Annotated in this window: 21 protein-coding genes and 1 CRISPR repeat array (1 of these 22 running past the window's edge); of the genes, 17 read left to right on the top strand and 4 right to left on the bottom strand. The window is 46.2% G+C overall.

The features are described 5' to 3' along the window. The first annotated feature begins 63 nt into the window (after positions 1–63). From secD to BUA78_RS01040, 5 genes are all read left to right on the top strand, one after another. Complete coding sequence (secD, locus tag BUA78_RS01060; RefSeq protein WP_072910482.1) at positions 64–1,296, top strand: protein translocase subunit SecD; 1,233 nt, start codon at positions 64–66, stop codon at positions 1,294–1,296. Between the two features lie 15 nt (positions 1,297–1,311). Continuing rightward, a complete protein-coding gene (secF, locus tag BUA78_RS01055) occupies positions 1,312–2,190 on the top strand; it encodes a protein translocase subunit SecF (RefSeq protein WP_072910423.1) in 879 nt (292 codons plus the stop codon). 163 nt (positions 2,191–2,353) lie between these two features. Further along, entirely contained in the window at positions 2,354–2,656 is a 303-nt protein-coding gene (locus BUA78_RS01050) for an ACT domain-containing protein (RefSeq protein WP_072910422.1), read from the top strand. Between the two features lie 9 nt (positions 2,657–2,665). Then, positions 2,666–4,024 (top strand): PFL family protein, encoded by a 1,359-nt coding sequence (locus tag BUA78_RS01045; protein ID WP_072910421.1) that lies wholly within the window; start codon positions 2,666–2,668, stop codon positions 4,022–4,024. Positions 4,025–4,175: 151 nt separating this feature from the next. After that, positions 4,176–5,090 (top strand): RluA family pseudouridine synthase, encoded by a 915-nt coding sequence (locus BUA78_RS01040; protein WP_072910420.1) that lies wholly within the window; start codon positions 4,176–4,178, stop codon positions 5,088–5,090. On the opposite strand, the gene BUA78_RS01035 is transcribed toward BUA78_RS01040, so the two are convergent. Next, positions 5,082–6,248: an NAD(P)/FAD-dependent oxidoreductase gene (locus BUA78_RS01035; protein WP_072910419.1), complete on the bottom strand. Its 1,167-nt coding sequence runs from the start codon at positions 6,246–6,248 to the stop codon at positions 5,082–5,084. The genes BUA78_RS01040 and BUA78_RS01035 overlap by 9 nt on opposite strands. A 128-nt stretch (positions 6,249–6,376) precedes the next feature. Between BUA78_RS01035 and BUA78_RS01030 the strand changes: the two genes are divergently transcribed. Next, the gene (locus tag BUA78_RS01030) at positions 6,377–6,667 is read left to right on the top strand and encodes a DUF5665 domain-containing protein (protein ID WP_072910418.1); all 291 of its coding nucleotides are present in this window, start codon (positions 6,377–6,379) and stop codon (positions 6,665–6,667) included. A gap of 5 nt (positions 6,668–6,672) precedes the next feature. Here BUA78_RS01030 and BUA78_RS01025 read toward each other — a convergent pair whose 3' ends face one another. The 3 genes from BUA78_RS01025 to BUA78_RS01015 all read right to left on the bottom strand — a co-directional run bounded on the left by BUA78_RS01025 (position 6,673) and on the right by BUA78_RS01015 (position 9,716). Further along, on the bottom strand, positions 6,673–7,128 hold the full coding sequence (locus tag BUA78_RS01025; RefSeq protein WP_072910417.1) for a DUF441 domain-containing protein: 456 nt from the start codon (positions 7,126–7,128) through the stop codon (positions 6,673–6,675). A gap of 222 nt (positions 7,129–7,350) precedes the next feature. Further along, on the bottom strand, positions 7,351–8,160 hold the full coding sequence (comA, locus tag BUA78_RS01020; RefSeq protein ID WP_072910481.1) for a phosphosulfolactate synthase: 810 nt from the start codon (positions 8,158–8,160) through the stop codon (positions 7,351–7,353). 137 nt (positions 8,161–8,297) lie between these two features. Then, on the bottom strand, positions 8,298–9,716 hold the full coding sequence (locus BUA78_RS01015; protein ID WP_072910416.1) for an MFS transporter: 1,419 nt from the start codon (positions 9,714–9,716) through the stop codon (positions 8,298–8,300). A gap of 223 nt (positions 9,717–9,939) precedes the next feature. Here BUA78_RS01015 and BUA78_RS01010 point away from each other — a divergent pair, with 223 nt between their 5' ends. The 11 genes from BUA78_RS01010 (at position 9,940) to pyrE (ending at position 21,321) form a co-directional block, all read left to right on the top strand. After that, the gene (locus BUA78_RS01010) at positions 9,940–10,215 is read left to right on the top strand and encodes a YqhV family protein (protein WP_072910415.1); all 276 of its coding nucleotides are present in this window, start codon (positions 9,940–9,942) and stop codon (positions 10,213–10,215) included. A gap of 178 nt (positions 10,216–10,393) precedes the next feature. Beyond that, the gene (pyrR, locus tag BUA78_RS01005; protein WP_072910414.1) at positions 10,394–10,951 is read left to right on the top strand and encodes a bifunctional pyr operon transcriptional regulator/uracil phosphoribosyltransferase PyrR; all 558 of its coding nucleotides are present in this window, start codon (positions 10,394–10,396) and stop codon (positions 10,949–10,951) included. A gap of 201 nt (positions 10,952–11,152) precedes the next feature. Next, positions 11,153–12,091: an aspartate carbamoyltransferase catalytic subunit gene (locus tag BUA78_RS01000; protein ID WP_072910413.1), complete on the top strand. Its 939-nt coding sequence runs from the start codon at positions 11,153–11,155 to the stop codon at positions 12,089–12,091. After that, positions 12,075–13,364, top strand: coding sequence for a dihydroorotase (locus BUA78_RS00995; protein WP_072910412.1), 1,290 nt, complete (start codon positions 12,075–12,077; stop codon positions 13,362–13,364). Before BUA78_RS01000 ends, BUA78_RS00995 begins: the two co-directional genes overlap by 17 nt. Positions 13,365–13,443: 79 nt before the next feature. After that, positions 13,444–14,526 (top strand): glutamine-hydrolyzing carbamoyl-phosphate synthase small subunit, encoded by a 1,083-nt coding sequence (carA, locus tag BUA78_RS00990; protein ID WP_072910411.1) that lies wholly within the window; start codon positions 13,444–13,446, stop codon positions 14,524–14,526. Between the two features lie 10 nt (positions 14,527–14,536). Beyond that, positions 14,537–17,743, top strand: coding sequence for a carbamoyl-phosphate synthase large subunit (carB, locus tag BUA78_RS00985; RefSeq protein WP_072910410.1), 3,207 nt, complete (start codon positions 14,537–14,539; stop codon positions 17,741–17,743). A 93-nt stretch (positions 17,744–17,836) separates the two neighbouring features. Beyond that, a complete protein-coding gene (locus tag BUA78_RS00980) occupies positions 17,837–18,625 on the top strand; it encodes a dihydroorotate dehydrogenase electron transfer subunit (RefSeq protein WP_072910409.1) in 789 nt (262 codons plus the stop codon). After that, positions 18,622–19,536, top strand: coding sequence for a dihydroorotate dehydrogenase (locus BUA78_RS00975; protein ID WP_072910408.1), 915 nt, complete (start codon positions 18,622–18,624; stop codon positions 19,534–19,536). Before BUA78_RS00980 ends, BUA78_RS00975 begins: the two co-directional genes overlap by 4 nt. An 11-nt stretch (positions 19,537–19,547) precedes the next feature. Continuing rightward, a complete protein-coding gene (gene pyrF, locus BUA78_RS00970; RefSeq protein ID WP_072910480.1) occupies positions 19,548–20,285 on the top strand; it encodes an orotidine-5'-phosphate decarboxylase in 738 nt (245 codons plus the stop codon). 2 nt (positions 20,286–20,287) lie between these two features. Beyond that, a complete protein-coding gene (lspA, locus tag BUA78_RS00965) occupies positions 20,288–20,746 on the top strand; it encodes a signal peptidase II (RefSeq protein WP_072910407.1) in 459 nt (152 codons plus the stop codon). Continuing rightward, complete coding sequence (gene pyrE, locus BUA78_RS00960) at positions 20,743–21,321, top strand: orotate phosphoribosyltransferase (RefSeq protein ID WP_072910406.1); 579 nt, start codon at positions 20,743–20,745, stop codon at positions 21,319–21,321. Before lspA ends, pyrE begins: the two co-directional genes overlap by 4 nt. 230 nt (positions 21,322–21,551) lie before the next feature. After that, a CRISPR array of direct repeats spans positions 21,552–21,706; the repeat unit is 32 nt; unit sequence GTCGCACTCTGCACGAGTGCGTGGATTGAAAT; it runs 608 nt beyond the window's last position.

The following is a 21,706-nucleotide window of genomic DNA, read 5'->3' as shown; positions in this document are numbered from 1 at the left end:
TTTTTTGCAGGTATATAATTAATTTTGTTTATTTGTAGCATATAAAGGGGGAAAAATTTGGAGATGAAATGGGGCAGCGTCACTAGACTGGTCGCAGTTGTTATTGCTGTAGCTGTCATTGCTGTTTTGAGCATACAGCCTATCTTTCCTAATGTGAAATGGCTTCCGCTGACCAAAGGAGTATCCTTGGGGCTCGATTTACGGGGCGGCGTGCATGTTACCCTGGAAGCTAAGGATACTGCAGTAGGCAAAGTCAATAATGATACCATGAGTCAATTGAAGGAAACTATTGAGCGCCGGGTAAATGCCTTTGGTGTTTCCGAGCCGCTGATTCAGCAAGAGGGTAAAAACCGCATTATTGTAGAGCTGGCTGGTATTCAGGATCCGGAGAAAGCAGTCAATGAGATTATCAAAACTGCCTTTTTAGAATTTAAGACAGAAGATGGTAAAACCATTATTACTGGTGCAGACTTGAAAAATGCCACCGAGTCAAAGGACCCTATGTCTGGACAAGTAGAAGTGACTCTGGAATTTAACGAAGCCGGCACCAAAAAGTTTGCCGAAGCAACTGCTGCCAACGTAAATAAGCGTATTGCGATTATGTTAGATGGACAAGTTTTACAAAACCCAACAGTCAATGAACCGATTCCCAATGGTAAGGCAAGAATTACTGGCTACAGTAGCCTGGAAGAAGCCCATACCATTGCACTTCTGCTAAAATCCGGTGCACTGCCTTTGCAAACAGAGGTTATTGAAAAACGCACCGTAGGCCCCTCTTTGGGAGCGGATTCCTTGAATAAGTCTGTTAAGGCTGGTATCATTGGTGTGATTGCTATCTTTGCTTTCATGCTCTTGTACTACCGCTTGCCCGGTTTGATAGCTAACTTTGCTCTGTTAGTTTACACAATCATTGTATTGGCAATTTTCTCCGGTCTGCATGTGGTGCTGACTCTGCCGGGTATTGCAGCTTTCCTATTGTCCATGGGGATGGCGGTGGATGCTAACGTAATTATTTTTGAACGCTTGAAGGAAGAACTGAAGGAAGGTAAAACCTTACGTTCAGCGATTAATTCCGGTTTCAATCGTGCCTTTGTGGCAGTATTGGACTCTAACGTAACAACCTTAATTGCTGTTGCCGTACTCTTCTACTTCGGTTCAGGTCCCATCAAGAGTTTTGCTGTGGCATTGGGCGTGGGTATTGTAACCAGTATGTTTACGGCCATTACCTTTACCCGCTGGATGTTGCACAATACCGCTGACACTGGTATTAAAAATACCAAGTTATATGGGGCATAAGGGAGGAAGAAAACGATGTTTCATATTATTAAAACACGTAAAATTTTCTACATGATCTCCCTGGCCATCATAATTCTAGGTTTGGGTTCCTTACTAACTCGTGGTCTAAACCTGGGCATTGATTTCACAGGTGGTAACATTGTGGAACTAAAGTTTAAAAACGCTGTAACTGTACAGGACGTACGCGGTTCCTTAGAGGCTTACAAGCTAGAGGATAGTCAGTTACAGAGCGGTGGTGACAATACTTTCTTGATTCGTACTAGGGTGTTGTCCCAGACAGAAAGTGAACAGGCCATTCAGGGAATTAGCGAAAAGCTGGGTGGAGCCACCCTGCTGCGCAATGAATTGGTAGGTCCTGTGATTGGGAAGGAACTAACCAGGCAAGCAATTCTGGCTTTAGTTATTGCCTCCGTGCTAATGAGTCTTTACATCACTTGGCGCTTTGAATTTTTACAAGCTATTGCGGCCATTGGAGGATTGTTGCACGACGTTTTGATCATGACGGGGATAGCCTCGCTGCTGCAAATTCAAATCGACAGTACCTTTGTGGCGGCAGTTTTAACGATCGTAGGTTATTCTATTAATGATACCATTGTTATCTTTGACCGGATTCGTGAGAATCTAAGGATGAACCGTAAAGAGGATTTAGGGGAATTGGTCAACAAGTCTCTTTGGCAAACGATGGCTCGTTCCATTAACACCGTTTTAACTGTTGTCTTTGTTTTGCTGGCTCTGCTCTTCTTTGGTGGTAATACCATTAGTAACTTTGTAACCCTACTTCTAATCGGTATTGTTTGTGGGGCTTACTCTTCTATTTTCATCTCCGGTCCTGGCTGGTATGATTTACGAAGAATACAGAAAGACCGCAAGCGTGCTGGTAAAGCTGCTGCCTAAGACGAAAATATAGGCGCGGGGACAAATCCCTCGCGCTAATTTTTTACACTTTCTGAAATATACAATATCTATTGACGAAAGTATAAGAAAAACTAAGGCTTCGCCGACGTCTAAAGACTTGGCGCAAGCCAAGTTTTTCTAACCTGAAAATAGGAGGAAAGATATGCAAAATCAAATGAAAATTGGCCAATCTGGTAAAAGAATCATCGTATCCGTTATTGGACAGGATCGGGTTGGCATTATCGCCAAGGTATCCACTATCTTGGCAGAAAACCAAGTGAACATATTAGATATCAGTCAAACTATTCTGCAGGAATTCTTTGCTATGGTTTTGGTTGCCGATATGGAAAAAAGCCCCATTGAATTAGATCTGCTGAAAGAAACACTTAACCAGGCGGGTCAAGACCTGGGTGTTAAAATTGAGGCCCAGCATGAGGATGTATTTCGGTACATGCACCGTATTTAGGAGGAAACTATGTACAGTATAAACGAAGTTCTAGAAACCATTCGCATGGTTCAGGAAGAAAATTTAGATATTCGTACCATCACGATGGGCATTAGCTTACGGGATTGTGCTGATGCAGACCATAAAAAAGCCTGCCAGAAAATCTATGATAAAATTACCCGCACGGCTGCTAATTTGGTAAAGTCAGGTGAGGAAATCGAAAAAGAATACGGCATTCCAATTATTAACAAACGGATTTCTGTGACCCCTATTTCATTGGTGGCCGAGAGTAGTGATGTCCAAAACTATACTGATTTTGCGAAGGCCTTAGATAGGGCAGCTAAAGAGGTAGGCGTTAATTTTATCGGTGGTTTTTCTGCTTTGGTACATAAGGGTTTTACGAAAGGTGATCGTATTTTAATTGATTCCATTCCTGAAGCACTCTCCACGACAGAGAGGGTTTGTTCTTCGGTTAATGTTGCTTCCACCAAGGATGGCATTAATATGGATGCGGTATACCGGATGGGTAAAATTATTAAAGAATGTGCTGCGCGCACCGCTAGCCAAGATGGCTTAGCCTGCGCTAAATTAGTGGTGTTCTGTAATGTTCCTGAAGATAATCCTTTCATGGCCGGGGCTTTTCATGGTATTGGAGAACCGGAATGTGTTATTAACGTAGGCGTGAGTGGGCCTGGTGTGGTAAAAAATGCTGTGGAAAAGGTAAAGGGTAGTGATTTTGGGACCCTGGCCGAAACGGTAAAAAAGACAGCCTTTAAGATTACTCGGATGGGCGAACTCGTGGGCCGGGCAGCAGCTGCCAAGCTAGGTGTACCCTTTGGTATTATTGATTTATCTTTGGCACCTACACCTGCAGTGGGGGATAGTGTTGCAGAAGTATTGGAAGCTATGGGTCTGGAGACCTGCGGCACCCATGGTACCACTGCCGCTTTGGCATTATTAAATGATGCTGTCAAGAAAGGTGGAGCTATGGCTTCATCCTATGTGGGAGGTCTTTCTGGAGCATTTATTCCCCTCAGTGAAGACGCCGGTATGATTCGTGCTGCTGAGCAAGGAATTCTCACGTTGGAGAAGCTAGAGGCTATGACCTGTGTTTGCTCCGTGGGCCTTGATATGATTGCCATTCCCGGGGACACTACGGCCGAGACGATAGCAGCGATTATCGCAGACGAAATGGCCATCGGAATGGTTAACTTTAAAACCACTGCTGTTAGGATTATCCCTGCACCGGGTAAAAAGGTTGGGGATAACGTAGTATTTGGCGGGCTACTGGGTCATGCTCCCATTATACCGATAAAAGAAGCCAAGGCAGTAGATTTCGTTTCCCGGGGAGGACGCATCCCGGCACCGATACAAAGCTTGAAGAACTAAGTATTTGTTACGCTTAGAAGGTCTATGGTGCTTATTGAAGCTACCATAGACCTTTTTGGCCGTAACCAAGGGCCAAAAAACAGTGGCCTTTGTTCTGAGTCTCAAAACATGCTATAATTTGGCACAAAAGTAATTGCTAGGAGAAATATCCGTGGAAACTTACTCTTTCAACATAGAACAGCAACAGGCTAAAACCAGGGTGGATGTTTTCTCAACTATTCACTGCCCGGAATTAAGCCGTTCCTATGTACAAAAATTAATTGAAGAAGGTTTGGTAACGATCAATGGGCAACCCACCAAAGCAAACTATAAACTGCGTGTGGGGGATGAAGTAACCATCGAAATTCCGCCTGCTGAAGAACTAATGGTTAATCCTGAAGACATTCCTTTGGATGTCTACTTTGAAGATAAGGATGTCATTGTTGTGAATAAGCCCAGGGGGATGGTAGTGCACCCCGCGGAAGGCAATACCTCCGGTACCTTGGTGAATGCTCTATTGCATCATTGTAAAGATCTCTCCGGTATTAATGGGGTGTTACGTCCCGGAATTGTGCATCGGTTGGATAAAGATACTTCCGGTCTGATTATGGTAGCTAAAAACGACCAAGCTCATCAGTCCCTGGCTCATCAGCTTAAAGAACGGACCGTTACCCGATGTTACCGTGCATTGGTACACCATAATATAAAAGAAGTACAAGGAACAATCAATGCACCCATTGGCAGGGATCCCAAAGACAGACAAAAAATGACTGTTACAGAACGAAATTCTAAACCCGCTGTTACACACTTTCGCGTTTTAGAGAGGTTTGGCAACTACACCTTAATAGAGTGTCAGTTGGAAACAGGCCGTACCCACCAAATTAGAGTTCATATGACTTATATCGGTTACCCTTTGGTCGGGGATCCTAAATACGGCCCAAAGAAATCCCACTTTGATTTGGATGGTCAGCTACTTCATGCTATGGTTCTAGGTTTTCAGCACCCGTCCAGCGGGTCCTACCTGGAGTTTTCAGCCCCTATACCAGAGGTGTTTCAAAGGGTCTTAAATCTACTAAAACTAACTTAACAGTTTTAACCCACCCAGGGAGTAACGGTACTTAACAGGTATGAGTTCCTTAAGCCAGGTGGCTGCGGGACCTTTAAATTTAAATGATTTTACTTCGCCGAAGGCTTTGCCACGTCCGATGGATATCACTGTACCGATGCTGCTGGGTACATAGACTTTTTTCTCCAGGCCCATAATATCTGCATAGATATTATGGGCCGCTATTTCTGCCTGCTGAAGAGCAGTTTGGGCAGTGGGAAGAACTGGCTTGCCGGTTTTGGGATCTTGGACTAAGACATTATCCCCCACCAGATAAACAGTAGGGTTGTCCACATATTGTAAATACTGAGTTACAGGTACTCTGCCCCTGGCTTCAGTTTTCAATCCCGATTTTTCTAATACCCGGTTGCCTTTGATACCGCCTGCCCAAATAAACAAAGAATAATGGATTTGGTTACCTGAAGACAGATAAATCGTTTCTGCAGTAACTCTTTGCACAAAATCCTCTGTAATCACTTCTACGCCCATATCTTCTAAAGTTTGGCGGCTATACCGCCCCATCTCAGTAGACAAGCCTGGGAGTAATTCCTTAGCTCCTTCTACCATGATTATTTTGCATTCATTGGGAGCGATTCCATACAGTTCTTTAATTCTTTGCAGTTGATGCGCTAATTCTCCTGCTAATTCTACTCCGGTAAGGCCGCCTCCACCTATTACAAAGGTTAATGATTGTTTACGTTTGGCTAAAATAGTATGGATTCGCCGTCGAATTTCAATCGAGCTATACAAACTGCGTAAGCTCATGCTATTCTCCTGCAGACCGGGTATGTTATAGTATTCTGGTTCACTACCCAGGGCAATAATTAAATATTGAAAAGAGACCTTCTGTGTACCCTGGTTGATCGTAATAATTCGGTTAGCTAAGTCAATTTGATCCACCCAGCCTTTCATAAATTCAATATTCTTACCGTCCAAAACCTTATCAATGGGGATTGACACATCATTAAAATTACTGGTACCAGTTGCACTTTCGTGTAATAAAGTCATTAGCATATGAAAATTATGTTTATTGATTAGTATAATGGGATGTTCTTTAGTCTTCTTCAGATAATCGCTTAGTTTTTGTGCAGCCTTTAGTCCTCCGTAACCTGCTCCTAGAACTACAATATTTTTTGACACTGAGTATACCCCCTTGTTTAACTCTTTGCCTTATTTTTACCGGAAAAGTTGCTCATCATGAAGGAAGTGTAACTTAATTAACATTAAAAAGTATTTCAGTGGGAAGAATAGGTAGGGGAGGTAATGAAATGGAAGACGCCAAAAGAAGTTATTCCTTGCAGGATAGAATTGATGTACTGGCAAAAAATATGGAGAAAATGAAGTTGGCAGAATATGTGGAACTTTTGGGTGACACCAAAAGGCTACTTTGGGTAAATTTTATTTCGGGCATTGCTAGAGGTTTAGGCATTGCCATTGGATTTACCATTTTAGGTGCTGTCATTCTTTTCTTTATGAAAAAGTTAGTTATGCTAAACCTGCCAGTGATTGGCGGATTTATTGCTCAGATAGTACAAATGGTGCAGATAAAAATGTATTAATTGCTTTATTGGAACCAACTGAGTACTTCTAAAAAAAGAGCAGCTACCCCTGCGGCCATGAGAGGCCCCACCGGTTGACCGTTAAAAAAAATAATACCAATCACCGATCCAACAATTAACCCAAAAATAATACCGGGATCAATTTGCATTAATTTAAGACCTTCACTGTTTAAGTGAGTGGCCAGTGCTCCTCCTATAATGGCTAAGATGCCGGGTAAGGAAGAGACATTATAAAATAATTCCCGGGTAGTAATTTTATCCGTGGCCACGGGAACAAGGATTGATAACAATAAAAACAGCAAGCCCAATTCTAAACCGTGTGTTTCCAGATAGGGAAATAGCAGTTCCAATTTACTAAATTGCAGTATCAGTAGAATGCAGGCACAGTTGGCAATTAGGTTGGAACGTGCAGCAAGTCCTATTAAAAGAATGATAACCATAGTGATTTCACCGGAGTGCATAAAAAATTGCTCCTTTTCAGTGGACAGCTTTTAGTACAATATATGCCGCATACCTTAGGGCTAGGACAAACAGGTGGGATAAAGCAAAAAGGTTTGTTGAACAATGAACCGATGCCGTGTATTAGCCGATGGCTGAGGGCCAAAAAGCTGATAGCAAAAAAGTGAGAGTCGCAAAATTATTTTTTTGCGACTCTCACTTTTTAAATATGGCCCATAGCCCTATTATTTTCTGGGTAATACCGTCTTTAACGTATCTGCCCGCAAGCCCACTCGCAGGGATTCTAAAGCCAACACTTCATGGGGGTTGACATTACCGATATTGACATTGGGGCCAAAACGAATAATTAACTCCTGTTGCTGCTCCTTTATAGGGGCCTCCCAGATTAAGGAACTGGCATTGGGCAGGCTATAGACCAGTTCCTCTAAGTCAGACATGATAATGTTGCCATGTTGGTCATACAATCCTACGGACTTGCCCGACTCACGACCCTCAACGATAACATGAGAGGAACCATTTGCCAGGTCTTGGTTAACTAACTGAACAATATCTTTGATTTCAAACTCATCATTGGGGTCTTTTTTGCCTACTTCGGAAAGAACCTTAAAGCCCATATCAGCAGCTAAATTGATGGCCTCTGCCCTTGCTTCCAGGCTTAAATCAATGGTGCCATCCGATACTTCAACGGCGGTAAAGCCAAAATCCCGAGCCATTGCCAAATATTCCCTAAGCTTGTCCTGGAGAATTGCTACTTCTAAAAAAGTACCACCGGGATAGATATCAATACCGTGGGACGTTACTAAATGAATTTTTTCTTCTAAAACATGATTGCTATACAGTGCCGAAGTACCAAAGCCAAGTTTTACGAAATCAATATAATCTCCTGCCAGGTTCAACAGGTCGCGAATTTCACCTAGGCCTAGCCCCTTATCGATTAGCATGGTTAATCCTGAGGTGCGTGGTTTTTCCATTCGATTTCCCAGGGGAAAGGTTATCAGTTCTTGCCAGGTTTTTTTTGCCCCACCTGTGGTCATTAAGCTAACATCTCCTTTCACAGGGGCCGGCATACTTGCCGGCTCACCCGTCTGACACCTCCCTGCCATGTCATCCCTATGTCGGAGATGGTAATGTTGTGACTTTCGTTTAATTTATGCGAATGCTAAATAAGCGGTCACTGATTTTGCCTATCCCCATTATTTACTTTTCCATCCTCAATTAACCTATCCTGGCCAGGCAAGGGTTTCCTGACCAGCGGGGGTAGTTTTGGCCACCAAGCCAGACTGTGATAAATAAAGGCAGGCTGAGCTACCGGTTTAACAATTCTTTGCTTAGGCTTTTGTTTTTCTTTATCTTCCTTATTCTGGGAGGCTTGAATGGCTTTTACTTTAATAAAGATAAAGGCCAGACCGGCAGCAACCCCAGCCAGACCGGCGGAAGCCCAAAACATAACAGATGGACTGATGCCCACCAGCCAACCAAAGAGAGGGGGGCCTGCCGCAACCCCAAGAAAGCGGACGCTACCGTAGAGAGAGGTTACCAGGCCCCGTTCATCCTTATCGGTGGAACTGGTAATCAGGGTGTTTAGACAGGGTAATACCAGACCGGTTCCTATGCCAGCCAGAGAAATACCGGCAAAAAAGGCGTACACGTTGTTAAAGAGAGGCAGTGTTACCAGAGATACGGCAATGATACCGTGACCGATTACCACCAGCCATTTCATTAAACCCACCATTTTTTTAATGATGGCTCCTGTAATGTAAGAAGTGGTGCTCATGAAAAGCACAGGAATGGCCAAAGCGGCTCCTTTGATCACACCATCTAAACCATATTTTTTTTCTAAGAAATCCGATAAATAAAATAAGACGCCAAACAGAATTAACAGTGCTGCAGAACCGGCAAAAAAGCTGCTGAGTAACAGAGGGGACTTGTTTTTAAAAATTTTCTTGATGGACCCAACATATTCGCCGACTTGTTTAGGCTCTTTCTTGGCATCGGGCTCTTTGGTAAGGAACCACACACCGAGAATAACGATGGTAATAACAATGGGAAAAAAGAAGAAAATTGCCCACCAGGCAATTAGGCCCACTAAGGCACCGAGAATAGGACTGGTTACCTTTCCCATACCGTTGGAAGCTTCAATGATCCCAAGGGATTTTGCCCGTTCTTTCCCTTTCCAGAGATCTCCGCAAAAGGCCATGGCAATGGGAGCGGTTCCTGCAGCACCGATTCCTTGAATAACCCGACCACCTAGAATCCAGGGAAAGGCATTCTCCTTAAAAAAAAGAGCTGCGGCACCGGCCAGTAGACCCCCCAAAGCATAGAGTATCAATCCCGGGATGATAATTTTTTTTCGGCCAAAACGATCGGATAAGAATCCTGCAAAAGGAATTACTAATCCGGCAGGAACGGAGAACAGGGTAATAATTAAACTTATCTGCATTTGAGATACCTTTAAAGCCTTAGCCATTTCCGGCAGCACCGGAATTAACATGGAATTACCCAGCACCATAATTAAAGGAACACCGGCTAAAGCTGTCAGAGAAAATTTATTTACATTGTTCTTATTGCCTGCAGCAGCTGCTTGCGACAAAAATATCACGTCCTTTATAAATGTTCGGCAACATCTATTTTGTCTCTTCCCCCATGAAGGTATGCATTTCATCCACTGGGTCAGCATATTTATTAGAAAAACTTGGCTTGTGCCGAGTCTTTAGACGCCGGCGGAAGCCTTAGTTTTTCTTATACTTTTATCAATAGAATTTTTATAATTTCCCAAAAGTGAATATAGGGAAATCTGGTAGCGGAGGGATAAAATGTTTTTAGTAGCCAATAAAATTGTTTTTGCCATGGCCATGCTGCGGTGTTTTTCCTCCTGTATTGAACTAAGTGCTGCTATGCTGATGTTGCGTTATGGCAAAGTAGAAACCGCCTTAAAAATAAATGCCGTATTGGCCTTGGTGGGTCCAACCATAATGATATTGGTGACCACCTTAGGTCTGGTTGGACTGGCAGGCAAGGTTTCTATTAGTAAAATGGGCTTTATTTTCTCGGGAGTAGTTCTCATTTTTTATGGTATCAGCAGACCCTAAAGACAAATTGAAATTGACAGTGGCTGTTTGGAATGGTAAACTTACTGTAATAATTAACCTTTAATTTGGTCCTGAGAGGCCGGTAAGGAACATAGAGTATTGTTTTATGTGATAAACTATGTTTGCTTACCATATGGGTAGGCATTTTTAATTATGGTGAGTTTTTGGAGGTGCCTTGATGAACGAGTTGGACATGAAAGAAAAGGCTCAGATATTGGATGATAAGGGTATGAGACGAGCTATGGTGCGGATTGCCCATGAAATTATTGAACGGAATAAAGGCGTAGAAAATGTTGCTTTAATTGGTGTTCGTAGGCGGGGTGTGCCGTTGGCTCAGCGTCTCGCTAAGTATATCAGCGAGATAGAGGGTACCACTGTACCAGTGGGAATTCTTGATATTACCCTTTATCGAGACGACTTGACTACCCTAGCCAACCAACCTCAGGTACACCAAACAGAAGTCAGTTTTTCGGTAACCGATAAAAAATTGGTACTGGTGGATGATGTCTTATATACTGGTAGAACCGTCAGGGCAGCTTTGGATGCCATTATGGATCTAGGTAGACCCGAAGTGGTTCAACTGGCAGTTTTAATTGATCGAGGACACAGGGAGATTCCCATTCGAGCCGATTATGTGGGTAAAAATGTTCCTACCTCCCGTAAGGAAGTAATCTCCGTTAAATTAACAGAAATCGACAAAGAAGAACGCGTGATTATTTTAGAAGGAACTGAATAGGTTTGCTGAAACACCTTTAATAACGGTCCAGAGAGGCCGGCAAGGTTATCCCCGGAGTGGGATATAAGGCAAAATTGATGCCCGCGTGTAGTTGGGCAGACGTAGCCAAATTGCCGGCCTCAATCAGATTTAATCTGGTTGAGGCCTTTCTTTTTAATTGATAAAGTATGGGTATTCTAATTTGGAGCAGGAGGCTGGATCATGTTTTGGCAAAGAAAAGACCTTTTAGGGCTGAAGTACCTGTCAGTTGAAGAGATCAACTTGATCCTGGACACGGCTATTCCCATGAAGGAGATTATCGGCAGGAAGATTAAGAAGACACCGACCCTACGGGGACGCAGTATGGTTACCTTGTTTTACGAAAACAGCACTAGAACCAGATCATCCTTTGATCTTGCGGCAAAATTTCTTAGTGCGGATACCATTGGTGTAGCTGCTGCCAGTAGTTCGGTAGCCAAAGGAGAAAGTCTCAGAGATACCGGTCTGACCCTTAATGCGATGGGAGTGGATGTTGTGGTGATTCGCCACCCTGCCAGTGGTGCCGCAGAATACCTGGCCAAGTATATTCCGGCGGCTGTCATCAATGCCGGGGATGGTACGCATGAACATCCTACCCAAGGGTTACTGGACATGTTTACCATCCGGGAGAAAAAGGGCAGTATCACAGGTTTAAAGGTATGCATCGTAGGAGATATTTTGCATAGCCGGGTGGCGCGCTCGAATATTTGGGGCTTGACCAAGCTGGGAGCAGAAGTCCGGGTAGTAGGGCCCGCCACCTTAATGCCTCTCGATATTGAACAGATGGGAGCTAAGGTATATACAGAACTTACGCCAGCTTTGGAGGGTGTAGATGTGGTTAACGTACTACGTATTCAAATGGAGCGGCAGCAGCAAGGTCTGTTTCCTTCCCTACGGGAGTACAGCAGGTTGTTTGGCCTTAATCAGGCTAGACTGGAACTAACCAAACCGGATGCCTTGGTGCTGCATCCAGGGCCCATGAACCGGGGCATAGAAATTGACCCCCAGGTGGCCTACGGCAGCCGTTCCGTCATAAACGAGCAGGTGACTAACGGTGTTGCTGTCAGAATGGCCCTTTTATATCTGTTAACAGGAGGTGAATACGATGCCATATCTCATTAAAAATGGTATTGTTGTAGACCCTATCGATGAGACCTTGACGGAGCTGGATGTTCTGGTGGATAACGGTAGCATCGTAGAAATGGCTAAGGATCTTACGGCACCGGAAGCGGAAATCATTGATGCCAAGGGTTGCTATGTTTGTCCGGGCTTGCTTGATATGCATGTTCACCTACGGGAACCAGGTTACGAATACAAAGAGGATATTGAAAGTGGTACCAGAGCTGCCGCTATGGGAGGGTTTACTGCCGTAGCCTGTATGCCGAACACCAACCCGGTGGCCGATAACGCCGCTGTCATCAATCATATTTTGGAGAGAGCAGCCAGAGTAGGAGTGACCAGGGTACACCCCATCGGAGCGCTAACCAAAGGTTCCCAGGGCAAAGAGTTAACAGAGATGGCAGATTTGCAGGCTGCCGGAGCAGTGGCCCTGTCCGACGATGGTCAACCGGTAATGGATGCCGGTATGATGCAGCGGGTTATGCAATATGCCGGGATGCTGGGACTAACGGTGGTCTCCCACAGTGAAGATCTAAGTCTGACTGCGGGAGGTCTGATGAATGAAGGAGCTGTCTCCACGATGCTGGGGCTTAAGGGGATTCCCAATGCTGCCGAAGAAGTGATGGTAGCCAGGGATATTTTGTTGGCTGAAAACACAGGCTGCCCTTTACACCTGGCTCATATCAGTACCGCCGGTAGTGTGCGTCTGATTCGTCAGGCTAAGAGTAGAGGGGTGAAAGTGACTGCCGAAGCAACGCCCCACCATTTTACCCTAACGGAGGAAGCCGTGCAGGGTTATAACACCAACGCCAAGGTTAACCCCCCCTTACGGCGGCAGGAAGATGTCGAGGCGGTGAAAGAAGGACTTAAAGATGGTACCATTGACGTGATTGCTACCGATCACGCTCCCCATGCTTATCATGAAAAGGATGTAGAGTTCCAATATGCAGCTAATGGTCTTATCGGTCTAGAAACTGCAGTGGGACTTGTTTTTAGCCAGTTGGTGCAGCCAGGAATTTTATCAGTTCCTCAGGCTATCGCAAAACTCGCCAGTAATCCCCGGCAGATTTTGCATCTATCAGGGGGTAAATTAGCAAAGGGCGGCGTAGCGGATATTACCATCATTGATCCTAATCTCAGTGAGGTGGTGGATCCGGCCAAACTGCAAAGCAAAAGTAAAAACACCCCTTTCATCCGCTGGAAACTAACGGGTTTGCCGGTGCTGACGATGGTTGCTGGCAAGCCAGTAATGCAGAAAAGAAGACTCCTTAGATAAATACACTATAGATAATTATACAATTTGGTGTATAATTATACATTATGACGAAACTAATTGGCGGAGGTGTCTTCAGATAATGCAAGCTTATTTAGCACTGGAAGATGGAACCATTTTTACTGGTAAGGCCTTTGGGGCCACTGGAGAAGAGTGGGGAGAAGTGGTTTTTAACACCGGTATGACAGGTTATCAAGAAGTTTTAACAGATCCCTCCTATTGTGGGCAAATTGTCGTCATGACCTACCCGTTAATCGGTAATTATGGTATTAACAAAGACGATTTTGAAGCCAAAAACTCCTTTGTCCGGGGATTTGTGGTGAAGGAAGAATGCGACCGTCCCAGTAATTGGCGAGTCAGCAATAAAATAAACGAATTTCTGGCCCGGGAAGGGGTTATTGGTATCTCGGGCATAGACACCCGGGCCTTAACCAAGCTCATACGGAATCATGGAACCATGCGTGGGATCATCAGTACCGAGGTTCTGGAACCCCGTGACCTGGTGGAAAAAGCCAAACAATGCCCACAGATTTCTGGTCAGGAATTGGTTCCCACCGTGGCCACCAAGGAAATCTTCACGGTATCCGGCAGCGGTCAGCGAGTGGTGCTCCTGGATTTTGGTGCTAAAGCTAACATAGTACGCTGTCTTAATCAACGTGGCTGTGAAGTGGTTGTTGTGCCGCCCACCACTTCTGTAGAAGAAATTAAAGCGTTACGCCCTGAGGGGATTATGTTGTCTAACGGACCTGGAGATCCCACCAATGTGCCCTATGCCATTAAGACCGTGCGTGAACTGATCGGACAATATCCTGTTTTTGGCATCTGCTTAGGCCACCAGATTCTTGGCCTGGCAGTGGGTGGGCAGACTTACAAGTTAAAGTTCGGTCACCGGGGTGCCAACCATCCGGTAAAGGATTTACAAAGCGGCAGGGTTTATATTACTTCACAGAATCATGGCTTTACCGTGGACCGGAACTCCTTGCCTGCAGATATTGAAGTTTCCCATATTAATCTAAATGACAACACCGTAGAGGGCTTGCATCATAAAACATTACCGGTCTTTTCCGTACAGTATCACCCTGAGGCAGCCCCCGGTCCGATGGATTCAGAATATCTGTTTGACCGCTTCTTAGAGAACATGAAACAATATGTAACACAATCATAAGGAGGTTTCCATGCCTAAAAAGCTGGGGATTAAAAAAGTACTGGTAATTGGTTCGGGACCCATTATCATTGGGCAGGCGGCGGAGTTTGATTACGCCGGCACCCAGGCTTGTCGAGCACTCCGGGAGGAAGGTCTGGAAGTGGTTTTGGTGAACTCCAACCCTGCCACCATCATGACTGATGCCAATATGGCGGATAAAGTCTATATCGAGCCATTAACACCACAGTTTGTCACGAGGATAATTCGTCAAGAAAAACCTGATGGCCTGTTGCCTACCTTGGGCGGACAGGTTGGTTTAAATATCGCCCTGCAGTTGGCTGAACAAGGAATTTTGGATGAAGAAGGGGTCACCCTGTTGGGGACACCCCTGGATGCCATCCGTAAGGCCGAAGACAGGGAAATGTTTAAGTTAATGATGGAACAGATCGGGGAGCCGGTGCCGGAGAGTATCATTGTTTGTTCCGTACAAGAAGCGGTGGATTTTGCTAACGAAATCGGCTATCCGGTGATTGTACGCCCGGCCTATACCATGGGCGGTACCGGAGGTGGTATCGCTCAGAATGCTGAAGAACTTCAAGCGGTAGCCATCCGGGGACTAAAACATAGTCTCATCGGGCAAATTCTGGTGGAGCGCAGTGTGGCCGGCTGGAAGGAAATCGAATACGAAGTGATACGAGACGGTGCGGATAATTGTATCACCGTTTGTAACATGGAAAATATCGATCCAGTGGGGGTACACACCGGCGACAGCATTGTGGTCGCTCCTTCGCAAACCCTCAGCGACCGGGAATACCAAATGTTGCGCAGTGCCTCCCTCAAGATTATCCGGGCCTTGGGCATTGAGGGTGGCTGTAATGTGCAATATGCCTTAGATCCTCTGAGTTTCAAATATATTGTAATTGAAGTAAATCCCAGGGTATCCCGCTCTTCTGCCCTAGCTTCTAAGGCCACTGGCTACCCCATTGCCAAAGTGGCAGCAAAGATTGCCATTGGCCTTACTTTAGATGAAATTCGCAACTCAGTAACGGGCAAAACCTATGCCTGTTTTGAACCAACCCTGGATTATGTGGTAGTAAAATTCCCCCGCTGGCCCTTTGATAAATTTACCGGAGCAGACCGCAGCCTAGGAACTCAGATGAAGGCCACTGGCGAAGTAATGTCCATCGATCGCACATTGGAAGGTGCCTTAATGAAGGCTATTCGTTCGTTAGAGGTGGGTCTTTTCGGTTTACATCTGCCGGAGTTGACCGAGCTTTCCCCAGCGGAGTTAACACAGCAACTTATTCAACCTTCGGATCAGAGAATGTTTGCTATAGCCGAATATTTTAGGCGTGGCGGTAGCGTTGAAGAGGTTCATAATCTAACGAAAATAGATTTATTCTTCTTAGATAAAATTCTTAAATTAGTGGAGTTAGAAAACAAACTCAAAGAAATCACTGGCAAGCCTCCCGTTGAACTGCTGCGGCAGGTCAAACAACTCGGTTTCGCGGATCGCTATCTGGCCGAGTTAATGAAGATGACCGAGCAAGAGCTAAGAGCCTATAGACAGTCCTTGGGCATCGAACCGGTCTACAAGATGGTCGATACCTGTGCTGCCGAATTTGAGGCAGTTACCCCGTATTTCTATTCCAGCTATGAACAAGAGAACGAAGCTGCTTACACCCAGCGAACCAAGGTGGTAGTGTTAGGATCAGGCCCGATCCGCATCGGCCAGGGCATAGAATTTGATTACTGTTCGGTACATTCCGTATGGGCCCTGCGGCAGGAGGGAATTGAAGCCATAACGATCAACAACAACCCGGAAACCGTCAGCACTGATTTTGATACCGCCGACCGATTGTACTTTGAACCATTGGTGGTAGAAGATGTTCTCAACATTCTAGAGAAGGAACAACCCCAAGGAGTGATCGTGCAGTTTGGCGGCCAAACAGCTATTAACTTAGCCAAGCCCCTGGAGCAAGCCGGGTTTCACATTATTGGCACTTCGGTAGATGCAATTGATGTAGCCGAGGACAGGGAACGCTTTGATAAATTACTGACCAAATTACAGATTCCCAAACCACCGGGTCGCACCGCCTTTTCGGTGGAAGCAGCAGCAGCCATTGCTACGGAGGTAGGTTTTCCGGTTCTGGTACGTCCTTCCTATGTTTTAGGTGGACGGGCGATGGAGATTGTTTACTCCCAAGAGGAACTGCTTTCTTATATGCAACGGGCTGTTCAGATCACACCGGAACACCCGGTGCTGGTGGATCGTTACCTGGTAGGACAGGAATTTGAGGTGGATGCCATTTGTGATGGGTCTGAGGTATTAATTCCCGGCATTATGGAGCATGTTGAACGGGCTGGTGTTCATTCCGGGGATAGTATCGCTGTCTATCCGGCCCAAACTTTGACCCAGGAGCAGACGGAGCAAATGGTGGATTATACCCAGAGACTGGCTTTGGCGTTGGGTGTTAAAGGGTTAGTCAATATCCAATATGTTTTGCACGAAGGACAGGTTTATGTAATCGAAGTAAATCCTCGCTCCAGCCGTACGGTACCTTATCTGAGTAAGGTTACCGGGGTCCCCATGGTTAACCTGGCCACCAAATGTGCTCTGGGTAAATCCCTGGCAGAACTGGGTTATCAGGGTGGCTTATTACCCACTGCTGGTTTAGTAGCTGTCAAGGCTCCGGTGTTTTCTTTTGGCAAACTGCTGGATGTGGATGTCTCCCTGGGGCCAGAAATGAAATCCACTGGTGAAGTGTTGGGAGTGGATAAGGATTTCTCAGTGGCACTTTACAAAGCACTGTTGGCTGCGGGCACTCAATTTCCTAAACAGGGCACAGTTCTTGCCACCATTGCCGATCGGGATAAGGTGGAAGCTCTGCCAATTATAGAAGGACTGGTGGAATTGGGCTATCAGGTTTGTGCCACCAAGGGAACCGCAGCATTTCTGCAAAAACATGGTATTCAGGTGATGGCTGTAAATAAAGTAGGTGAGGGTAAAGAAACCATTGTTGACCTTATCAAGGCCAATCGCATCAATCTGGTAATTAACACCATCAGCCGGGGCAAAGAGCCCCAAAGGGATGGCTTTAAGATCCGTCGATCCGCGGTGGAACACGGCATTCCTTGCCTAACCTCGATGGACACTGCCTGGGTGATGCTGGAAGTGCTCTATGGCATTCAAGAAGGAGAAGTGCCCGATGTAATTCCTCTTCAGAACTATGCCTAATTATATAGCTATCATATTGCCTAAAGTGGCATAAAAAGGGTAAACTTAAGGCATCATGCAGAACTTTGGAATACAGTTGTGGGGGGAATATGGATGTCAAAGGTGCTGGATGCAAAGGTACTGGCAGTCTACCAGGTGGCACCGGAAACCTATTATATGGAATTGGAAGCTCCTGATATTGCCCGGCTAGCGGTGCCGGGCCAATTTGTGCACGTGCGCTGCAGTGAAACACAAGAACCGTTACTGCGCCGCCCCCTGTCGATCCACATGGTTAGCCGCCCGAAAGGTGTACTGGCCCTGTTGTTTCGGGTGATTGGCAAGGGTACCGAAATGTTAGCTCAGCGGCAGCCTGGGGATCTGGTGAATCTTATGGGTCCCTTAGGGAGGGGCTTTACCTTACCGTTGCCTGGTTCTCGAGTGGCAGTGGCCGCTGGCGGTATTGGGGCAGCTCCACTGGTTTTTCTGGTACAGGAATTGGCTAACATGAAATGTCAGATTACGGTGTATTTGGGTGCCAAGGATAAAAAGAGTGTGCTTTGTGATGGACAGTTCGAGCAGATGGACGCCGAAGTGGTCATTGCCACCGATGATGGCTCTCTGGGCTGGCAGGGAAATGTAACGGATTTTATGGGGCGTCATATGGATTGGCGGAGAACCGCTATGACCTATGTATGTGGACCCAAACCGATGATGCAGGGAGTTGCCGCCTTGTTGGCAGAAGCGGATGTGCCTGGAGAAGTATCCTTGGAAGAACATATGGGTTGCGGTGTTGGGGCTTGTCTGTCCTGTGCTGTGAAAATTTCCCATCATGGGAAGGTTACTAACAAACGGGCTTGTGCCGACGGGCCGGTATTTCCTTCTTGGCAGGTGGTGTGGGATTGAAACCGAACTTACAAGTACACATTGGCAGCATGCTGATGGCCAATCCGGTGACCACAGCCTCCGGGACCTTTGGTTTTGGCCCGGAATACGCTCCCTATGTGAATATCGATCAATTGGGAGCCATTACTGTAAAGGGAACTACGCTGGAACCAAGGGAGGGTAATCCAACTCCCCGGCTGGTGGAGACTCCGGCGGGAATCTTAAACTCCATTGGTTTGCAGAATCCCGGCGCAGATTATTTAATCGAACACTATGCGCCTTACTTTCGGGAACTAAAGACCAACGTTATTGTTAATATTGCGGGCAATACCGTAGAAGAATATGCTCAACTGGCGGCTAAATTAGACCCGGTGCAAGGCATTGCAGCGCTGGAAGTCAATATCTCTTGTCCTAACGTAAAAAAGGGTGGCATGGCCTTTGGCAGTGATCCCGCTGCCGCGGCAGAAGTGACCCAAGCGGTAAAAAATGCTACCTCCAAGCCGGTCATTGTCAAGCTTTCTCCCAATGTTTCGGATATAGCTGCCATTGCCCGGGAAGTAGCAGGGGCCGGAGCGGATGCTCTTTCTGTCATCAACACCTTACTGGGGATGGCCATTGATATCCGCCAGAAAAAACCCCTGCTGGGCAATATTGTGGGTGGGTTGTCCGGGCCGGCGGTGAAGCCGGTGGCAATAAGGGCCGTCTGGCAGGTGTATCAAGCGGTTAGCATACCCATTATCGGCATGGGTGGTATCATGGCTGCCGAGGATGCCCTGGAATTTATTCTGGCCGGGGCCACGGCTGTGGCGGTGGGAACCGCCAGTTTTACAAACCCCCGGGCGACTCTTGAAGTGCTGGAGGGAATTGAGCGGTATTTAATGGCCAATGGCATTGCCGATATCAATCAATTGGTGGGGGCTGCCCAGCCATGAGTGGAGGAACTATGGAAAATAAAATACAAGCAGCCAGAGAAAAACTGATTGTTGCCTTAGATGTGGCCTCTGCTGCAGAAGCCTTGGTGTTAACACGTCAATTAGCACCCTATGCGGGTGTGTTTAAAGTGGGCATGCAGTTGTTTTATAGTGCCGGCCCTGAAGTGGTACGTCAAATTAAAGAACAGGGAGTCAAGGTATTTCTTGATCTAAAGCTGCATGATATTCCCAACACCGTTGGTCAGGCAGCCAAAGTCTTGGCTGGCCTGGGAGCAGATATTATCAATGTACATGCCGCCGGTGGCACTGCTATGATGCAGGCGGGAGCTCAGGCTGTCAAGGAACGAGCCGCTGCCCTGGGTATTCCGGCACCTCTGATGATTGCAGTGACAGTTCTCACCAGTGTGGACCAAAGGATTTTTCATCAAGAAATGGGTCTCGCCGGGGAAATTGAAGATAGGGTTAAAACCTGGGCCATACTTACCAAGGAGGCAGGGCTGGATGGAGTGGTGGCTTCCCCACGGGAAACCTCGATCATTCGCCAAGCTTGCGGTAAGGAGTTTGCCATTATTACTCCTGGTATCAGGCCCGCTTGGTCGGTCTCAGGGGATCAAAAACGGATCATGACACCGGCCGAGGCCATAGGCCAAGGTGCCAGTTATTTGGTGGTGGGCCGTCCTATTACAGGCTCGGACAACCCACCTGCTGCTGCGCAAAAAATACTCCAAGAAATGGCTGAGGTACTTTAAAAATGTTTCGTTTCCTAGTGATACTTCTCGTTACAGTGGCCCTTGATTTATATTCTAAATTTATTGTTATGAACAAAATGGTGCTGGGAGAGTCCATTCCCATCTGGACAAACATTTTTCATTTTACCTATATCCAAAATCCCGGTGCAGCCTTTGGCATGCTGGCTGGTAAAACCTGGTTCTTTGTTGTTATCACATCCTTAGTTTTGCTGGGATTGGCTGTTAGCTACCGTTGGATTAACAAGGCCGGTGTCCTTTATCAAGTGGCCCTGGGTTTGGTGGCTGGAGGAGCTATCGGCAATTTAAGGGATCGCATTGTCTACACCAAAGTGATCGATTTTCTAGATTTTCGGATTTGGCCAGTGTTCAATCTGGCAGATACTGCCATTTGTATTGGTGTGGCGCTGATCTTGCTGGATGCCCTAAGGGATTTGAAAAAAGGAAAGGGAGATATGGCATGACACGAGAAGAAATCATTCAAATATTTGAAAAAACCAGTGCCATGTTAAGCGGCCATTTTCGCTTAACCTCTGGCAAACATAGCAATCGTTACTTTCAATGTGCTCAGGTCCTACAGCATCCGCAACATACCGAGAAACTATGCCGGGAATTGGCAGGGCGTTTTGCCGGCCTTGGAGTAGAAACTGTGATTGGACCGGCCATGGGAGGAATCTTGGTATCCCATGAAGTGGCCCGGGCACTGGGCGTTCGTAGTTTGTTTACCGAAAGGGAAAACGGCAGCATGGCTCTGCGGCGGAATTTTACCATTGCACCGGGAGAAAAGGTGTTGGTGGTGGAAGATGTGATCACCACCGGTGGTTCAGTGGCTGAGGTCATCAAAGTAGTTCGTAGCCTGGGCGGTGAAGTGGTTGGAGTAGGCGTTCTGGTGGATCGCAGCAATGGTCAGGCAGATTTAGGGGTGCGTACCGAAGCGTTACTGAGCGTAACCGTAGAAACCTATGAACCAGAGCAATGTCCCCTCTGCGCTCAGGGAATACCTGCTGTGAAGCCTGGCAGCCGTACCGTTGAGAAGTGAGATTAACCCATAAAGTCGGCGGAGCCAAAGAAACTTATAATCTTGAAGGAAGTCTATGATTGGTGCGAACCCTAAGTAAACATCGATTTCCTGGGAGGTTCGCACCATCGTAAAATAAAGGCTTGAGCGCCTTTATTGCCCGAATGTGTCTATAAAAGATCCCTTAAAAAATAGGGTTCGCACAACAAAGCTGTTCCAAGCTTTAGTATCAGGCATTCCAATATGCCGCCGTCGCACTCTGCACGAGTGCGTGGATTGAAATAGTTCTACAGTGCCATCGCTGTTCGCTGTTGGGGGTCGCACTCTGCACGAGTGCGTGGATTGAAATTCTCAAGATTTTATTAAAAAGTATTGCCGTGAAGTCGCACTCTGCACGAGTGCGTGG

Origin of the sequence: Desulforamulus aeronauticus DSM 10349 (assembly GCF_900142375.1) — a bacterium.
Taxonomy (GTDB): Bacteria; Bacillota; Desulfotomaculia; order Desulfotomaculales; family Desulfotomaculaceae; genus Desulfotomaculum; species Desulfotomaculum aeronauticum.
The sequence above is the reverse complement of the archived record's forward strand: the minus strand, read 5'-3'. Positions and strand labels throughout refer to the sequence as shown.